At 66.6% G+C, this 14,724-nt stretch carries 16 protein-coding genes and 1 pseudogene; 9 read left to right on the forward strand and 8 right to left on the reverse strand.

All coding sequences use genetic code 11. From position 1 onward, the window contains the following. Positions 1–19 precede the first annotated feature (19 nt). Entirely contained in the window at positions 20–208 is a 189-nt protein-coding gene (locus KBO27_RS18350; protein WP_210971136.1) for a hypothetical protein, read from the reverse strand. Positions 209–289: 81 nt separating this feature from the next. Here KBO27_RS18350 and KBO27_RS18355 point away from each other — a divergent pair, with 81 nt between their 5' ends. The 3 genes from KBO27_RS18355 (at position 290) to KBO27_RS18365 (ending at position 2,863) form a co-directional block, all read left to right on the forward strand. Further along, positions 290–544, forward strand: coding sequence for a winged helix-turn-helix domain-containing protein (locus KBO27_RS18355; RefSeq protein WP_210971137.1), 255 nt, complete (start codon positions 290–292; stop codon positions 542–544). A gap of 596 nt (positions 545–1,140) precedes the next feature. Next, entirely contained in the window at positions 1,141–1,668 is a 528-nt protein-coding gene (locus tag KBO27_RS18360) for a hypothetical protein (protein WP_210971138.1), read from the forward strand. A gap of 166 nt (positions 1,669–1,834) precedes the next feature. Continuing rightward, on the forward strand, positions 1,835–2,863 hold the full coding sequence (locus KBO27_RS18365; RefSeq protein ID WP_210971139.1) for a DUF3800 domain-containing protein: 1,029 nt from the start codon (positions 1,835–1,837) through the stop codon (positions 2,861–2,863). A 476-nt stretch (positions 2,864–3,339) separates the two neighbouring features. On the opposite strand, the gene KBO27_RS18370 is transcribed toward KBO27_RS18365, so the two are convergent. Beyond that, the gene (locus tag KBO27_RS18370; protein WP_246537508.1) at positions 3,340–3,690 is read right to left on the reverse strand and encodes a tyrosine-type recombinase/integrase; all 351 of its coding nucleotides are present in this window, start codon (positions 3,688–3,690) and stop codon (positions 3,340–3,342) included. Positions 3,691–4,121: 431 nt separating this feature from the next. Here KBO27_RS18370 and KBO27_RS18375 point away from each other — a divergent pair, with 431 nt between their 5' ends. The 3 genes and pseudogenes from KBO27_RS18375 to KBO27_RS33780 all read left to right on the forward strand — a co-directional run. Next, positions 4,122–5,120 (forward strand): SDR family NAD(P)-dependent oxidoreductase, encoded by a 999-nt coding sequence (locus KBO27_RS18375; protein WP_210971140.1) that lies wholly within the window; start codon positions 4,122–4,124, stop codon positions 5,118–5,120. 17 nt (positions 5,121–5,137) lie between these two features. After that, positions 5,138–6,436 carry a M24 family metallopeptidase gene (locus tag KBO27_RS33775; RefSeq protein WP_210971141.1) on the forward strand — a complete coding sequence of 433 codons (1,299 nt, stop codon included), beginning with the start codon at positions 5,138–5,140 and terminating at the stop codon, positions 6,434–6,436. A 99-nt stretch (positions 6,437–6,535) separates the two neighbouring features. Beyond that, a pseudogene (locus tag KBO27_RS33780) lies at positions 6,536–6,729 on the forward strand (decaprenylphosphoryl-beta-D-ribose oxidase); the annotation flags it as partial. A gap of 29 nt (positions 6,730–6,758) precedes the next feature. Here the strand turns inward: KBO27_RS33780 and KBO27_RS18385 are convergent. The 3 genes from KBO27_RS18385 to KBO27_RS18395 form a co-directional block, all read right to left on the reverse strand. After that, the gene (locus tag KBO27_RS18385; RefSeq protein WP_210971142.1) at positions 6,759–7,340 is read right to left on the reverse strand and encodes a TetR/AcrR family transcriptional regulator; all 582 of its coding nucleotides are present in this window, start codon (positions 7,338–7,340) and stop codon (positions 6,759–6,761) included. Positions 7,341–7,361: 21 nt separating this feature from the next. Beyond that, a complete protein-coding gene (locus KBO27_RS18390) occupies positions 7,362–8,375 on the reverse strand; it encodes an NAD(P)-dependent alcohol dehydrogenase (RefSeq protein ID WP_210971143.1) in 1,014 nt (337 codons plus the stop codon). An 81-nt stretch (positions 8,376–8,456) separates the two neighbouring features. Further along, positions 8,457–9,083 carry a TetR/AcrR family transcriptional regulator gene (locus tag KBO27_RS18395; RefSeq protein WP_210971144.1) on the reverse strand — a complete coding sequence of 209 codons (627 nt, stop codon included), beginning with the start codon at positions 9,081–9,083 and terminating at the stop codon, positions 8,457–8,459. Between the two features lie 97 nt (positions 9,084–9,180). Here KBO27_RS18395 and KBO27_RS18400 point away from each other — a divergent pair, with 97 nt between their 5' ends. Continuing rightward, complete coding sequence (locus KBO27_RS18400; protein WP_210971145.1) at positions 9,181–10,386, forward strand: cytochrome P450; 1,206 nt, start codon at positions 9,181–9,183, stop codon at positions 10,384–10,386. Between the two features lie 48 nt (positions 10,387–10,434). Here the strand turns inward: KBO27_RS18400 and KBO27_RS18405 are convergent, their stop codons facing one another. Beyond that, entirely contained in the window at positions 10,435–11,880 is a 1,446-nt protein-coding gene (locus KBO27_RS18405; RefSeq protein ID WP_210971146.1) for an alpha/beta hydrolase, read from the reverse strand. A 285-nt stretch (positions 11,881–12,165) separates the two neighbouring features. Here KBO27_RS18405 and KBO27_RS18410 point away from each other — a divergent pair, with 285 nt between their 5' ends. Beyond that, the gene (locus tag KBO27_RS18410) at positions 12,166–12,564 is read left to right on the forward strand and encodes a hypothetical protein (RefSeq protein ID WP_210971147.1); all 399 of its coding nucleotides are present in this window, start codon (positions 12,166–12,168) and stop codon (positions 12,562–12,564) included. A 46-nt stretch (positions 12,565–12,610) separates the two neighbouring features. Here the strand turns inward: KBO27_RS18410 and KBO27_RS18415 are convergent, their stop codons facing one another. Continuing rightward, positions 12,611–13,348: a lysophospholipid acyltransferase family protein gene (locus KBO27_RS18415; protein ID WP_210971148.1), complete on the reverse strand. Its 738-nt coding sequence runs from the start codon at positions 13,346–13,348 to the stop codon at positions 12,611–12,613. A gap of 221 nt (positions 13,349–13,569) precedes the next feature. Here KBO27_RS18415 and KBO27_RS18420 point away from each other — a divergent pair, with 221 nt between their 5' ends. Next, the gene (locus tag KBO27_RS18420) at positions 13,570–14,028 is read left to right on the forward strand and encodes a hypothetical protein (protein ID WP_210971149.1); all 459 of its coding nucleotides are present in this window, start codon (positions 13,570–13,572) and stop codon (positions 14,026–14,028) included. Here KBO27_RS18420 and KBO27_RS18425 read toward each other — a convergent pair. Further along, on the reverse strand, positions 14,025–14,345 hold the full coding sequence (locus KBO27_RS18425) for an excalibur calcium-binding domain-containing protein (protein ID WP_210971150.1): 321 nt from the start codon (positions 14,343–14,345) through the stop codon (positions 14,025–14,027). The genes KBO27_RS18420 and KBO27_RS18425 overlap by 4 nt on opposite strands. Positions 14,346–14,724 lie beyond the last annotated feature (379 nt).

The raw sequence follows: 14,724 nt of genomic DNA on the forward strand, positions 1-14,724 counted from the left end.
TCCTCCGGCGGTCTGGCGGTCATCGGCCACAACAGGAGCAGCACTCTCCCAGGTGGTGGTTCTCCGCGTGGAACTCGACCGCGTCGACAGCGATGCGCCCGAGGTCTGCGACGACACGGAAGCAGTCAGGACCGGCGACCGGGCACACGAGCCAGCGCCGGCCGTCGACGAACACCGCTTTCGGCTCCTCAGCCTGGGTCACTTCCATAGGCGAGAGTATAGCTACCTACACGTACCTATGGGTTCATCTCATCAGGCGTAGGTTCCTCTGCCTGCATAGCGTCGGGCCATGAGCTGGGAGAGCCGCGCAGACAGGATCAACCGAGACCTGCCGGTCTACGTCTGGTCCCAGATCGCCGACGACCTCCGAGCCGACATCGAATCCGGCGAACTCTCCCCAGGCCAACGCCTCCCCTCCGGCCCCGAAATCGCCGAGATCTACGGCGTCACCAAGGTCACCGCAGCCAAGGCCATCCGCCACCTCCAAGAGGCCGGCCTCCTCACCGTCGTCAACGGCATGGGCACCTACGTGACGGCGGACTAACTAGCTCCCAACCTTCGCCCATTCAGAAGCGTTGCATCAACTCGGCAGCCCACAGGACCCAACTTCCATAAACCGGGCCCAACGAAGATCACCCCAGACTACGATCATCTTGTGTCACAGTTTCGACATGCTCGGATCATAGGGCGGGTGCTATGCAGAACCTCGGGATCCTAGATGCAATTGACCTCTGGTGGGGCGGCCAGAAGCTGGACAACGTCGCCGTATACGGATGGCCGATGGTGTGGTGGGCGCGCCTCGGCAAGTATATGCAGATTCTATCTACCCTTACCGGGATGCTTGAGTTATCTAAGGCGCAGTGGGCGCATCATAACGAAGGAATCCGGAGGCTTTCCGATAACGTCGGTAAGACCGTGGGAAAATATTCCCCTCTGGCTATGGCGATGTGTGCGCTAGTTGGGTGGATTCCACTACTTCTTGCGGCTTTGGCATTTCTCATCCCACTGCATACGGTTTATGCATTCCGGCTTCTGGCATACCTGGGTGAACGGTTCGCGGACTCGAATTCCCTTAGATGGGTTACCCTCGTAATGCTAATGTGTGGTTTCCAGTTGGACCTCCTGGGATCATAAGGCGGTATGGTGCACGATCTAGGCTTCTCGGAAGCGGTCGGGCTCTGGTGGGATGGCCAGAAGTTGGAAGATTTCACCATGTACGGCTTACCGATGCTGTGGTGGGCGAGGATGGGTAAGTATCTTCAGTTCGTATCCGGCGCTATGGTCGTTCTAGACCTGATTGGTCCCGCATGGTTTCGGCGCGCAGGAAGCAGGATTTTCGATTGGGTGCTAACGACGCACTCCGAAAGGTTCGCGAAGATTGTTGGTCGTGTTGCTGCTGCCCTGGGGTTCCCAAGCCTGGCGTGTGTGCTATTTATGATGTTCGGACCTAGTCCGCGTACTTTCGACCCTGATACGTACTATCTGGCCAATATTGGCCTGTCCGTTTTGTTCACGGTGACGCTAATGGCGTGCTTAGCCGTTTTCACTCCGTATTTCCTATGGGTGTTATCCGGCGCGATTAGCCTAGGGAGACATGGTCATGCGGCGAAATGGGTGTCGGTTGTTCTGTTCGCGGCTGGGTTTCACCTGGATCTGCTCGGCTCATAACATAGGCCACGGAAATTCCGGGGGCTATGGGAAGGCCTATTTTCAGGGGTTCAACAACCTGACGATGACGGCTGATACGTGTGGTCACATACGGATAACCCCAGGATCGCCATCAGTCAAGTCATGTAAGTTGCACTAACCCGCACGGCGATGAATGAGTGAGAACATGGCTGACGTCTACATGTACATCGACGAAACCGGAAACCTGGATCTTCCAGGAAAGCACGGCTCAAGTAAATACTTCGGATTCGCTACAGCAACCTTCATAGGTGACCATAGTCGCGCAATCTGGGAAGGGATGCAGCTTCGCCTGCAGCTCGAATCGGAAGGAGTAAGCCTTCCCCACGGGCTGCACGCTAAAGACGATCATGACGCCACGCGAAGGAGGTTTTACGATCTCATTTCATCTCACAAGCCTCGGATCGAAACCACGCTTTTGCTTAAAAAGAACGCTTACCCAGCAGTACTCAAACGCATGGCAAAAGATGAAATGCACCTCTATCATCAGGCGTGGTACCTGCACTTCCAATATCAGGCAAGGTTTCTCCTGAGCGCCGAGGACAAGGTTTACGTGATCGCCGCGACGTTGAGCGACCACAAGCGAAAGCAAAGGGCGGCTCGACAAGCTCTAGAGCGTGTGTGCAACAAATTCAATGTGAACTTGACCCTGTGCACCTGGGACAGTCGTAGCTCGTGGGGTCTGCAGGTTGCAGATTACGGCGCCTGGGCCGTACAGAGAAAGATCAGGACCGGATCGTCCGAGCATTATAACTTGATTGAGCCGCTACTTTATTCCGTATTTCGCCCGTGGGAGCCAGAACAGAAAACCCTTCGCCCTGCGGTCGAATTCCGATCACGTAAAGCGGCAGAACGGCAATCAGTTCCGCTCATTGAGCAGCGAGCCGCAAATTACCCAGAGATAGATCCCCAACAGATTCCCAAAAAATACTGGGATGCCTCGTTCCAAGAACTTGCCATGGCTGAAGAAGAAGCATGGCTGGAGCAAGAACGAGCGGACGAGTGGTGGGAACTGGACAACACCGCACGTGACGACCCCGACGGGGTGGGGCTGTGGGGCCGGGCACTATGGAGCGACGACGATCCATGGGATGAGGCATGGGACGACGAAGACTTCCAGGAGGACGAAGATCAATGGAATGAACTAGCTCCGTGGACCGAAGAAGAGGATGACTAGCACGACTAAACAGCCAGCATCGATCGCCGTCTCAGTTCTCGTCTCATTCGTACCCGTTCGGCACTGGTCAAAGTCATACGGACCACGCTGTGGCCAGTAACGACGGACTCCGCCGGACGGGGCGAGCCGGCTCGCCGGCCTTGAAAGCGAGTGCCTCGAGCGGTCTCGCCTTGGGCAGCTCTCCGGCTACCAAGCAGGCTGAGACTGCCCTCCACCTGCTCATTGTGCGAACGCATGGTTGGGATCGACGGCCACGCGCAGAGGACCTTCGCACGGGGTTACGGGCAATCCACGGGCAACAGCACCGTTTTCGGGTGCGTACCGCAGCCCTCACCTGCACAAATGCCCGCCAACAGCCCAGCTCTCCTAAAGCCGGTGTCGCAGGTTCGAATCCTGCCGGGGGCGCCTGACCAGGGAAAACAAAGCGGGGGCCGATCTCATTAAAGATCAACCCCCACTTTTCCCTCACAATTGCTTCAGCCGCTGAGCTGCATGTTTGCCAGCGCTGCCGCCGCCGAGCTACCCCGCGACTTGCGCGTCATGTACACGTCTTGGGTCATGCTGACCCGCTCGTGACCGAGGTAGTCCGCGATCTCCCGTGCGCTCAGCCCAGCCGCGTCGAGCATGGTCGCGACCAGGTGACGGAATGCGTGGGGATGGAGACCTGCCCACTGGGTCTTCTTGACCGCGTCGCGTAGATCGGCCCGAGCGTTGTCCGGATCCCGGAGGGGGCCGGTGGTCGTCGGGAACACCCACTCAGATTCGGACTCAACCTGACGGCCCTTGAGCATGGCCATCAGCCAGGCCGGAGGCTCGACGATCCGCATAGGACCGACCTACCGCATCAGCCCCGAATGGCACCGAACTTCATTGACGCTTCGGCACGGGGTTGACTCGCCACCGTTCCGCCCATCACCACGGGGCCGGCTCCCTGCCCGACCGGCTGGACAGCGACGCTCACCCCCTCACCGGAGCTGGGACGTACGGCGACAGTCCGCGTGTGTGGCCCCGGGAAGAACGACGCGAATCCGGATCCGCGAGGCCGTCCAGGACCCACGGACGATGGCAACACCGGTTCGATTCGCCTTCTCCCCTGGTCACCCACAAGTGGCTCGTTCCTCGACCGCGAGCGCCAGAGACCCGCCCGTACCAGCAGCTTCGCGGAGCGCGAGCATCCAGGGACAGGTTGGTCCTGGTGAGACGCGACGCCGCGGAAGACGCTGTTCCTGAGAGCTCGACGCGACGAGGAGGACCAGTGATGAGCGAAGGAACGACGGGGGCGAACACCACCGCGAACAGCGCCCGGACCGTAGTCGTCACCGGTGGCAACAGCGGTCTCGGATATGCGTGCGCGCAGGCGATCCTCGGTTCCACCGACGGACAGTGGCACGTCGTGATCGCGTCGCGCGACGCGGCCCGCGCGCAGGCGGCCGTCGACGCGCTGGCCGGCGATGCCGCGGCGGACAACTCGGTGGAGGCGATGACGCTGGATCTGGCCTCGCTCGCCTCGGTCCGGTCCTTCGGAACCGAGCTGACAGGGCGGCTGAGATCGGGCGGGCTGCCGGTGCTGCACGCCGTGGTCTGCAACGCGGGTGTGCAGATGGGGGCGAACGATGCCAGGACCGCTGATGGGTTCGAGTCCACCTTCGGGGTCAACCACCTGGGCCACTTCGCCCTCGTCAACGAGCTGCTGCCGGTGCTGAAGGCACCTGCCCGCGTGGTCGTGGTCTCCAGCGACACCCACGACCCCGGACCCAATCAGGGGCTGGCCCCCGCTTGGAACGACCCTCGTGCCCTCGCTCGCGGCGAGCTCGGGCAGGCGGCGGCGAAGGACAACGCCCTGACGCGGGGGCAGCGTCGCTACTGCACCTCCAAGCTGGCGAACATCTACTTCACCTACGCCCTGGCCCGCCAGCTGCCCGAAGGCGTCACAGCCAACGCGTTCAACCCCGGGATGATGCTGGATACCGCGCTGGGGCGCTCGATGCCCGCTCCGGTCCGCTTCGCGCTCGAGCACATCGCGCCCCGGTTCACCTGGCTCTTGCGCAGGGTCCTGACGGACAACATCCACACCGCCGAGGAGTCGGGCCGCGCGCTCGCCTGGGTCGCCACCGCACCCGAACTGGCCGGCACGACGGGCCGGTACTTCGACGGGCGCCGGGACGTTCGCTCGTCCGAGGAGTCGTACGACGTCGCACGCGCGGAACAGCTCTGGGACGACAGCCTGGTCCTGACCGGCGCGACCACCACTCCCTGACGCAGCAGGAGGACGACGTGAAAGACCTCATGACCACTACCGCAGTACCGATGTTCTCCGTGGCCGAGCGCGACCGCCGGTGGAATCTGGCCCGCGAACTCATGGAGCGCGAGGGCCTGGACGCGCTGGTCGTCTTCGGTGAGCACGAGGACGCCGGCCCGGCGTCAGTCGCCTACGACAGGTGGTTCACCAACGGCAGGGCCGGAACGACGGTCATCTTCCCCAGGACCGGCGAACCTGTCGTGCTCCTGCCTTCCGCGCAATACATCATGGATCACCTGGAGTCCTCGCGGCGCGGCGACTCGGTGTGGGTTCCACCTGAGAACCTGCGCGGATCTCGTGACTCGGGCGCCCTCTCCCGCGCTCTCGACGAGTTGGGGCTCGCCGAGAGCACCATCGGCGTCGTCGGATTGGGGCCCCAGGTGCCGTGGCACCCGGAAGGTCTCGTCCCTTACCGACTCTGGAACAGCGTGCTGTCGGACTTCCCGAAGGCGCAGTTCACCTCCGTGGACGTGGCACTGGGCCTGCTGGTCAGCCGATTGAGCCCCGAGGAGATCGACGTCGTGCGCTACGCGGCGGACGTCGGCGACGCCATGGTGCGGGCCATGGTCGAGACGGCGGCACCAGGCGTCGGCGAGAGCGAGGTGTTCGCAGCGGGCATGGCGGAGGGCTACCGGCGCGGCACGATCCCGCCCGCGATGCACTTCTGGTCCGGCGCAGACCCCGTTGCGACCGGCTGGCCGGCATGGGGTTATCGCCCGCAGGCGCCCCGAGTCCTCCAGGACGGCGACATCATCTTCGCCGAGGTGTTCTCGCAGTGCGGCGGGCGAGAGGCTCAGAATCAGGTCACGATCGCCGTCGGCGACGTGCACGACGACTTCTACCGGGCCGGAGACGTCGCCCGCGCGGCGTACGACGCCGGCCTCGAGGAGTTGCGTCCCGGCCGCACGTGGGGCGAGGTCGTCGAGGCGGTGCACGCACCTCTCGATGCGGGCGGCGGTTCGATGTTCCTGATCGCGCTCCACTCGCTCAACCCGGGGCTGGTGGTGGGCCGTGGCCGCGGGGACATCAGCACGCTTGCGGGCGCGCAGGCGTATCCGCCGGTGACTGATCACCCGGCTCTCATGCCCGACGTGGAGCTCGCGCCAGGGATGACCTTCGTCCTCGAACCGCAGTACGCCTTCGGACGCCACCTGGTCCACGTCGGCGGAACCGTGATCGTCACCGACGACGAACCCCTCGAGCTCAATCCGCACACGGCGCGGATCCTCCCGGCGCGAGGGACGGCGCGGCCCGTTCGGGAGCCCGCGGGCTGACGAGGTCCTGGCGCAGGATCCGGGCAGGTGTGGCAGACGGCCGTGCTTCTCGTCGGGTTTGGACACACTCGGGGCATGACCACTGGGGAACGTTCAGAAATCGCTGGTCAGCGGCGCGAGCTGTGGGGTTGGGGCAGGGCGGCCGGGACCGTTGCCGATGTTGCGGCCGCGACTGACGTGGACGTCGTCGCTCGGGGGCGCGTGGCGTGATCGCTCGGGGGCTCGGCCGGTCCTACGGGGATCCCGCGCAGAACGCCGGGGGGCTTGGTCGTGAACCGGATTCACCGGATCGATCAGCAGGACGCGTGGCCGGACGCCTGATTCAGGCTTCCCCGGTCGCGTTCCTGAAGGCCGGCAGGACGATGTCGTCGACGACGTGGGCGACGTAGTCGTCGTCGATGGGTTGGCGGCGGATCATCCGGAGGGTCAGCAGCGAGGAGACGATCTCCTCGAAGAGGTCTCGATCGACCGGGGCCGGTAGTTCGCCGCGCTCGACGGCTCGGGTGATGACCCGTTCCGGGAGGCGAGCGCCGGTGGGGGTGTTGCGCTCCAGCTCTTCGACGATGCCGGCGTCATCGGGCCGGGCCTGCATCACGCCGAGGGCCAGGCGGCCGTCGAAGCCGTTGATCAGCGCGGCGAGCCTGCTGGCGTGCGCGATGAGATCGCCGCGCAGGGAGTCCGCCTCGGCGATCTCCGGGTAGTGCGGGACGTGGTCCTTCAACGCCGCGACCAGCAGGTCGTGCTTGTCCTGCCAGCGGCGGTAGATGGTCGTCTTCGCCGTTCCGGCCTTGGCGGCGACGGCCTCGATCGAGACTCCGGCGTAGCCGCGCTCGGCGAGCAGTTCGCGGGTCGCGGCGAGGATCGCCTGGTCCCGGTCCGGGTCTCGCGGTCGTCCGGTGGTCACGGTGAGCACGTTATCCAAGGCTCACATCTCGAGAACCGCCCGGTAGCGCGGCGAACCCGCTCGCACGCTGTTCAACGCCTCGTTCGCGTCGTCGACGGCGTAGGTCTGCACCTTCGCTCGAATGCCGTGCTGCGCGGCGAACTCCAGCATGCGCCGGGTGTCGGTGGTGCCACCGGGAATGGCTCCGACGAGCGTCTTCGCCAGCGGGATCAGGCTCATCGGCGACACCTCGATCGGTGCCGGTGGCACTCCGACCAGGCACAGCGTGCCGCCGGGGCGCAGCGTCGCGAAGTAGGCGTCCCACGGGAGGTCCACGGCGACCGTGGACAGCACGAAGTCGAAGCGTCCCGCCGCGGCCTCCAGCGCACCGGGTTCGCCGGAGGCGACGAAGTCCGCGGCGCCCAGCTCGCGCGCGTCCTGCTCCTTGCTGCGCGAGGTGGAGATCGCGGTCACCTCGCACCCCCACTTCGCCAGGAACTGGACCGCCAGGTGCCCGAGACCGCCGATCCCGACGACCGCGACCCGATCGGTCGGCCGGACGTGGGTGATCATCGGCTTGAACACGGTGGTTCCCGCGCACAGCAGCGGAGCGGCCTCGGCCGAGGAGAGGCTCTCGGGAATCGGGTACACGTGCCGCCACTGGCTGGACCGCACCGAGCGGGCGAAACCGCCCCGGTTGCCGCGCAGCACGGTGTCGTCCTTGAGCGCGCAGAACTGCGTCTGCCCGACCAGGCAGAACTCGCAGCGCATGCACGAGCCGGCGATGGCCCCGACCCCGACGCGATCGCCGACCGCGATCTGCGAGGTGTCGACGGCGTCCCCGACAGCTTCGACGACGCCCACCGCCTCGTGGCCCGCCACCAGCGGATACGTGCTGATCCCGGCCTCGTCGTCGATCATCATGACGTCGGTGTGGCAGACCCCGCAGTGCGTGACGCGCACGTCCACCTCCTCGGACCCCAGCGGCTCGGGCTCGTAGGAGTACGACCTGAGCTCGGCACCTGGCCCGTCCACGGCGAACGCTTCGACCTTCATGGCCGCACCTCCAGTTCCGATACGCTTCTGTAGCGTATCGAAAGTGTGGCAGCGGTGACCCGGTTCGGCAACCTGGAACCGTCAGCCCGAGGGGTGGGTGAGGTGGCGGAGGGCGTCGGCGACGTGCTCGCGGTGTTCCTGGAGGACCGCCTGCGGGATGCCTTCGGAGGTGGCCGTGGCGACGAGGTCGTCGGTGGCTTCGCGGAGGGCTGCGCTCGTGGCCGCCGCCTGCATGCGGACTTCGAGGGCGTCGGCCGGGAGGCCCATGCGGTCGGCCAGGACTTCGGCGAAGGCGGGCTCGGCGCGTTCGCGCAGCACCAGGTAGAGGGCGCGCAGCGCCGGTTCGTCGTGGGTCATGCGGATGACCGCCAGGACCGCTTCGATGTCGTCGCCCGCGTCGAGCACGGGCGTGTAGGCGGCGCGCAGGTGCTCGGCGAGTTCGAGCTCGGGCGGCCAGGTGCGCAGCACCGCGCCGAAGGCGTCGATGGACTTCGACAGCAGCGGCTCGACGCAGCTCTCCTTGCTGCGGAACCAGCGCCACAGGGTGCGCTCGGAAATCCCGGCGGCGCGCGCGATCTGCTCGCCCGAGGTCGCCGCCACGCCGTGTTGGCGGAACAACCGCACCGCGTGGCGGGAGATGTCGAGTCGCTGCTGCTGTCTTTGCTGGTCACTCGCCGGCGGACGGCCACGGCGGGGTCGTTCGACCACTGAGAGCTCCCCTCAGGCCGGCCGGGATTCGTGTTGACACACCCTAATCCGCCCAACATTATTGTCAGTGACTGCCAGTTAATGCATGAGGAGACCCATGAGCTCAGTCGCCGAGCGCCTGCAACTTCCCTTCCCGAGGCCGAACGTCCTCGACCTCGCTCCGCTGTACGAGGTGCTGCGCCGCGAAGCGCCCGTCGCCCCGGTCACCACCCCGGCGGGCGACCCCGCGTGGCTGGTCACCCGGTACGACGAAGTGCGGACGCTGCTGAGCGACAAGCGGTTCGGACGCTCCCACCCCGAACCCGAGCGGGCGTCGCGCGTGTCGACCGCCGCGGTGCAGGACGGTCCGACGGGCAACTACGAGACCGAGGAAGCCGACCACGCGCGCATGCGCCGGCTGCTGACGCCCGCCTTCTCGGCGAAGCGGATGCGGATGCTCACCGATCACGTGCAGGAGCTGGTCGACGGCTACCTCGACCAGCTGATCGCCGAGCGCGAATCCGGCGACGTCGTCGACCTGCACTCGGGCCTGGCGTTCCCCCTGCCGGTCGCGGTCATCTGCCAGCTGCTCGGCGTGCCGGAGAGCGACCGCGAGCTCTTCCACTCGCTGTCGAGCCGGATGGCGACGCTGGCCACCGACGACGACCCCCACCGGGCGCGCGAGGAGTTCAACTCCTACATGACCGGGCTGGCCGAGTCGAAGCGCGATGACCTGGGCGAGGACGTCATCTCGGACCTGGTGCGCGCCCAGGACGGCGACGCGACCTACGACTACGGCGAGATGATCCGGCTGTGCGTCGGGCTGCTGTTCGCCGGTCACGAGACCACCGTCAACCGCATCGGTCTCGGCGTGCTGTTCCTGCTGACCCAGCCCGAGCACTGGAAGGCGCTGACCGCCGATCCGTCGGGCCGGGTCAACCGCACGGTCGAGGAGATCATGCGGCTGGGGGCTCCGGGTGATCTCGGGCTGCTGCGCTACGCGCACACCGACGTCGAGATCGGCGACGTGACGATCCGCCGCGGCGAGGCCGTCATCCTGTCGGTCAACGCGGCCAACCGCGACGAGACCGCCTACGCCGACGCGGAAGCCTTCGACCCGGACCGCGAGGAGCGCACCCACCTGGGCTTCGGGCACGGCGCGCACTTCTGCATCGGCGCCAGCCTCGCCCGCACCGAACTGCGGATCGTCTTCGAAACCCTCGCCCAGCGCCTCCCCGACCTGCGACTGGCCCGGGAGATGGACGAGCTGGAGGTCCGCCCGACCATCACCGGCGGCGTCACCTCCCTGCCCGTGACCTGGTAGTCGAGTGGTGGGGGGGGGGGGGGGGGGCCCCCCCCCCCCCACCGCTGGTCATCGGCAGGCGGTGTCCTGCGCCGGGAGTTGCCCGTCGACCAGGAAGTCCGTCGTGGTGCTGAGGGCGCAGGCGTTGTCGCCGAGCACGTAGACGCCGTGACCGCTGCCCTCGACGCTGACAAGCCGGGACCGATCGCCGAACTTCTCGTCGAGGAGTGCGCCGCCTCGGTGCGGGGTCACCGGGTCGCGGCGGTTCTGCAGCACCAGCACGTTCTCCGGGCCGTTCCGGTCGACCGCGACGGGCGGCTCGGCGGGAGCGTCCCAGAAGGCGCACGGGCTGATGTTCGCGCTCGCAGCGCCGTACATCGGGTAGCGCTCGCGGTCCTCGGCGACCGCGCGCTGGTAGGTCCGCACGTCCCCCGACCAGTCGAAGTCGTTGCAGGTCACCGCCAGGAACACCGACCACGGGTTGTCCGCCGGAGCCGCTTCGGCGGCGGTCGTTCTCGGCGTCTCACCGCCGCTGCTCACCGATTGCCACGCCTGCGCGGTGAGCCCGTACTTCGTCTTCCCGTACAGGCCGGCGAAGGTGGCCAACCGGAACACGCGCCCGTCGATGCCGTTGACCGGCGCCGCGTCGAGCCGTGCGGCGAGCCGGAAGTACGTCTCGCGCACCTCCTCGGGCGTGCGCCCCAGGCCGTAGGCCGCGTGCCGCTCGGCCGCCCACTTCGCGAAGTCCGGGAAGGTCTCCTCGAACCCGAGGGCGTACCTGCGCAGACCGTCGTGGTCGAGGTGGGTGTCGCCGATGTTGCTGTCGACCACGATCCGGTCGGATCGCTCGGGGAACATCGACGCGTACGCCGCACCGAGCGCCGATCCGTAGGAGTAGCCGAGGAAGCTCACCTTCTCCTCGCCGAGCGCGGCGCGGATCCGGTCGAGGTCGCGCGCCATGTTCGCCGTCGAGAGGTGCCGCATCCGGCCGTCGGCGTCGTGCGCGGCGCACTGCTCGGCGACCCGCTTCGCGGACTCGGCCTGCGCGAGGACCGCCGCGTCGTCGACCGCGTACGGCGGGATGTTGCCGAGATAGCCCTGCTCGTTGGTGAATCCGCAGCTCACCGGTGCCGAGTGCCCGATGCCTCGGGTGTCCATGCCGATCAGGTCGTAGCTCTCCAGGACGCTGGCCGGCATTCCGCGCGATGCCAGGAAGTCCGGGAACGCCAGGCCGGACCCGCCCGGACCACCGGGGTTGAGCATCAGCACGCCCCGCCGCTTGGCCGGGTTCGTGCTGGCCAGCCGCGACACCATGAGCTCGATGCGCTCACCGCCGGGATCGGCGTGGTCGAGCGGGACGGGAATCGTGGCGCACTCCAGCACGACCGTCTCCGTCTTCACGTCCGCGGGGCACGGACCCCACGCGGGCCCCTCGTCGGCCACCGCGGTCGGTGCGACCACCGAGCACGACAGGCCGACCATCACCGCCAGCACCGCTGCGCGCCTTCGCTTCATCGTCGCCCCATCTCTTCGCGATTCGAGAACGAAGAGCATTCGAACGCCTGCCCTCGCGGCATGGTCAAGCGAGACGGCCAATTCCGAGCTCGACGCGCGCATGAGCGCCGTTGACCTGCGCGGGCATGCACCTCAATTGGCCGTGGTCAAAGCCCGGTGGCCGCGAACAACGGTTCCGGTTGCTGGTCTTCTCCGCGCTGGACAGTGTCGAGTTCACCGGCGGTTCTCCGGATTCACCGGCCGCCGGGCTCAACCCGACCTCTCACCGAAAGCGAGTGCGCCCAGATGAGGAAGACCGCTACCGCGTTGATGATGACCGCCCTGCTGTCGGTGCTGTCGGCGAGTTTCTTCGCCGCTCCCGCGTCCGCCGCGATCTGCAAGAGCCGGACGAGCGGGTTCCCGGGCAAGTGGGGACCGATCTCGAAGGAGTGCTCCTACACCAGTCCGGCCAGCGGCTGGGACGGCAAGCTGCGGATCACCTGGAACGTGCAGGAGAGCACCAACCAGTACGCGTGCGTCGCGGCGCGGATGGGCAAGGCGAAGAACCCCGACAAGTGGCAGTCGCTGGGGTGCGGCACCCTCGGCACGGGCGAGATCAAGTGGCCCAAGAACACCGCGTCGATGGTCGAGGTCCGGGTGCGCAGCGGGAACGCCCACATGGCCAACGTGGACTACTCGATCTGATCGAGCACCGGCCGGCCGCCGAATCGCTCGGCGACCGGCCGGGCGACTAACCCCCCTTGGACTGGCTGTCGAGGGCAGCCGCCTCGTCGGGGGTGGGAGCGGTGCCACCGAGGTGGGCGGGGAGCCACCAGCGCTCGTCGGCGACCGGCTGCTCGGGGTAACCGGCCTGCAGGTCGTCGAGGATCGCCGACATGCGGGTGCGGAGGTCCTCGGTGAGCGCTTCCGGGTCGTCCTGCGGGGTGGGCCAGAAGGGCTCGCCCGCGTGGATGTGGATCGGCACGTGGCGCTTGGTCAGCGTCTTCGGCCTGCCCTTCGTCCACAGCCGGTGGGTGCCCCACAGCGACATCGGCACGACCGGGACGCCTGCCTCGGCGGCCATCCGGACCGCGCCGGACTTGATGGGCTTGACGGTGAACGATCGGCTGATGGTCGCCTCCGGGAACACCCCGACGACCTCGCCCGCGCGCAGCCTGCGCACCGCCTCGTCGTAGGAGTCCCGTCCCGCCGCGCGGTCGACCGGGATGTGGTGCATTCCGCGCATCAGCGGCCCGGCGATCTTGTTGTCGAAGACTTCCTTCTTGGCCATGAAGCGCACCAGCCGCTTGGCGGGCTGCGCGCCGAGCCCGCAGAAGATGAAGTCGAGGTAGCTGACGTGGTTGCAGGCGATCACCGCGCCTCCGGTGCGCGGGATGTGCTCGGTGCCTGTCACACGCAGCCGGTTGTCCAGCACGCGGAACATGGCCTTCGCCGCCAGGATGACGGGCGGATAGACGATTTCAGCCATTTGAGCAGGTTACGCACCCGTAGGTTCGCGCGGGGCGCCCGTGCGTCCACAGTCACATTTCCCGAGGCAGAGGCGTGCCTCCATTGGTGCGAACCCCGTCCGACCATGATCCGCCATACGGGTGCGGGGACCGCATTTCGCTTCCACGGCCCGGTGCTTCACGGGACCCTCGTGAGGACTTGATCTTCCTGGGGGGAGTTCCCATTCCGGAGGCGCACGTGGTGGATGACAGGACTCAGCAGACCGATCGAACGGGCAAGAAGGTCCTCACCGGCATCGCGATCGCCGCGTGCGGCGGCGTGATCGCGCTGCTCGTCGAGTACCTGGTGCTCCAGGTCTGGCTCGCCCCGGAAACGAAGCCGTGGAACAGCAACGATGCGCTCAAAGCGGTCGGCGGCATCGCCGCTCACGGCGACGTCGAGCACACCGACGTGGGGTTCACCGTGACCGGGGTTCTGCAGGACAAAGCCCACGACAACAAGGGCGTGCTGCTCATCTTCACCGCGAACGGCGAGGAGGCTCTTCGCGTGGCCAATACCGACGGTGCGAACAAGTCGGTCGACATCGGCGAGGCCTTCCCGAACACAGCCAAGGACATCGCGGTCCAGGAGTGCCTGACCGACCAGCAGAAGGCAGCCGACGTCAAGGAGTGCAGCGACCCGCTGAGAATCTGGCCCTAGCGCTCGCCGTAGACGGTTTCGCAGGGGATGCCGTCTGAATCGTCGTCCATGTCCGGCGGTGCTCCGAGCGAGTACCAGTAGCCGGTGACCTCGGTGAAGCCCATCCCCGAGTTCTGCAGCTCTGCGCAGTCGTGGGTGTTGCGCACCGGCTCCTGCTGCTCGACCACGGCGGGCGCGTTGACCGTCGTCGACGGCGCGGGAACCGGTGGCGACGGAGGGGGCGGCGACGAGCCCGGCGGCACGATGTTGATCGTGCACGCGCTCGCGGCCGCGATCAGCGCCGCGCAGCACAGGATTCGGACTGCCCCCAGGTTCACGAGATCCAGCATGAGCAGCGGAACCACCGCTCACCAGGGGCTGAAGCCCTGCCGTTCTCGCAGCTCACCGATGATCTTGCCCCCAGCGCCGCCGAGGTGACCTGCATCGCAGGCGGCGCCCTGGAGCTTGCGACGATTCTTTCTGGGATATATCTTTCCGCGAAGAAAACGCCAGAGAAGAAAGCTTCTGGATAGACACTTCCAAGTGAGGCTGTCACTCCAGCTGGGGAAGACCACTGCGAGAGGGGGGAGGACGCGCGCCGGCGTCGGACGTGGGGATGCCCGGCGTCGGCGCGCGTTCACCAAGACCACTCTGAGGGGGTGGGCACGGCGTCGGTGCCGACATGGGGATGTCCGGCACCGACGCCGTGGTGAACGA

The sequence above is a fragment of the Saccharopolyspora endophytica genome (assembly GCF_018070075.1).
Classification (GTDB): domain Bacteria; phylum Actinomycetota; class Actinomycetes; order Mycobacteriales; family Pseudonocardiaceae; genus Saccharopolyspora; species Saccharopolyspora endophytica.

Bases quoted from the DNA above. Each gene is read 5' to 3' on its own strand.
- KBO27_RS18355 (WP_210971137.1), top strand. From the start codon at position 290: ATGAGCTGGGAGAGCCGCGCAGACAGGATCAACCGAGACCTGCCGGTC.
- KBO27_RS18370 (WP_246537508.1), bottom strand. From the start codon at position 3,690: ATGCGGATCGTCGAGCCTCCGGCCTGGCTGATGGCCATGCTCAAGGGC.
- KBO27_RS18365 (WP_210971139.1), top strand. From the start codon at position 1,835: ATGGCTGACGTCTACATGTACATCGACGAAACCGGAAACCTGGATCTT.
- KBO27_RS18390 (WP_210971143.1), bottom strand. From the start codon at position 8,375: ATGAAGGTCGAAGCGTTCGCCGTGGACGGGCCAGGTGCCGAGCTCAGG.
- KBO27_RS18360 (WP_210971138.1), top strand. From the start codon at position 1,141: ATGGTGCACGATCTAGGCTTCTCGGAAGCGGTCGGGCTCTGGTGGGAT.
- KBO27_RS18405 (WP_210971146.1), bottom strand. From the start codon at position 11,880: ATGAAGCGAAGGCGCGCAGCGGTGCTGGCGGTGATGGTCGGCCTGTCG.
- KBO27_RS18350 (WP_210971136.1), bottom strand. From the start codon at position 208: ATGGAAGTGACCCAGGCTGAGGAGCCGAAAGCGGTGTTCGTCGACGGC.
- KBO27_RS18415 (WP_210971148.1), bottom strand. From the start codon at position 13,348: ATGGCTGAAATCGTCTATCCGCCCGTCATCCTGGCGGCGAAGGCCATG.
- KBO27_RS18410 (WP_210971147.1), top strand. From the start codon at position 12,166: ATGAGGAAGACCGCTACCGCGTTGATGATGACCGCCCTGCTGTCGGTG.
- KBO27_RS18375 (WP_210971140.1), top strand. From the start codon at position 4,122: ATGAGCGAAGGAACGACGGGGGCGAACACCACCGCGAACAGCGCCCGG.
- KBO27_RS18400 (WP_210971145.1), top strand. From the start codon at position 9,181: ATGAGCTCAGTCGCCGAGCGCCTGCAACTTCCCTTCCCGAGGCCGAAC.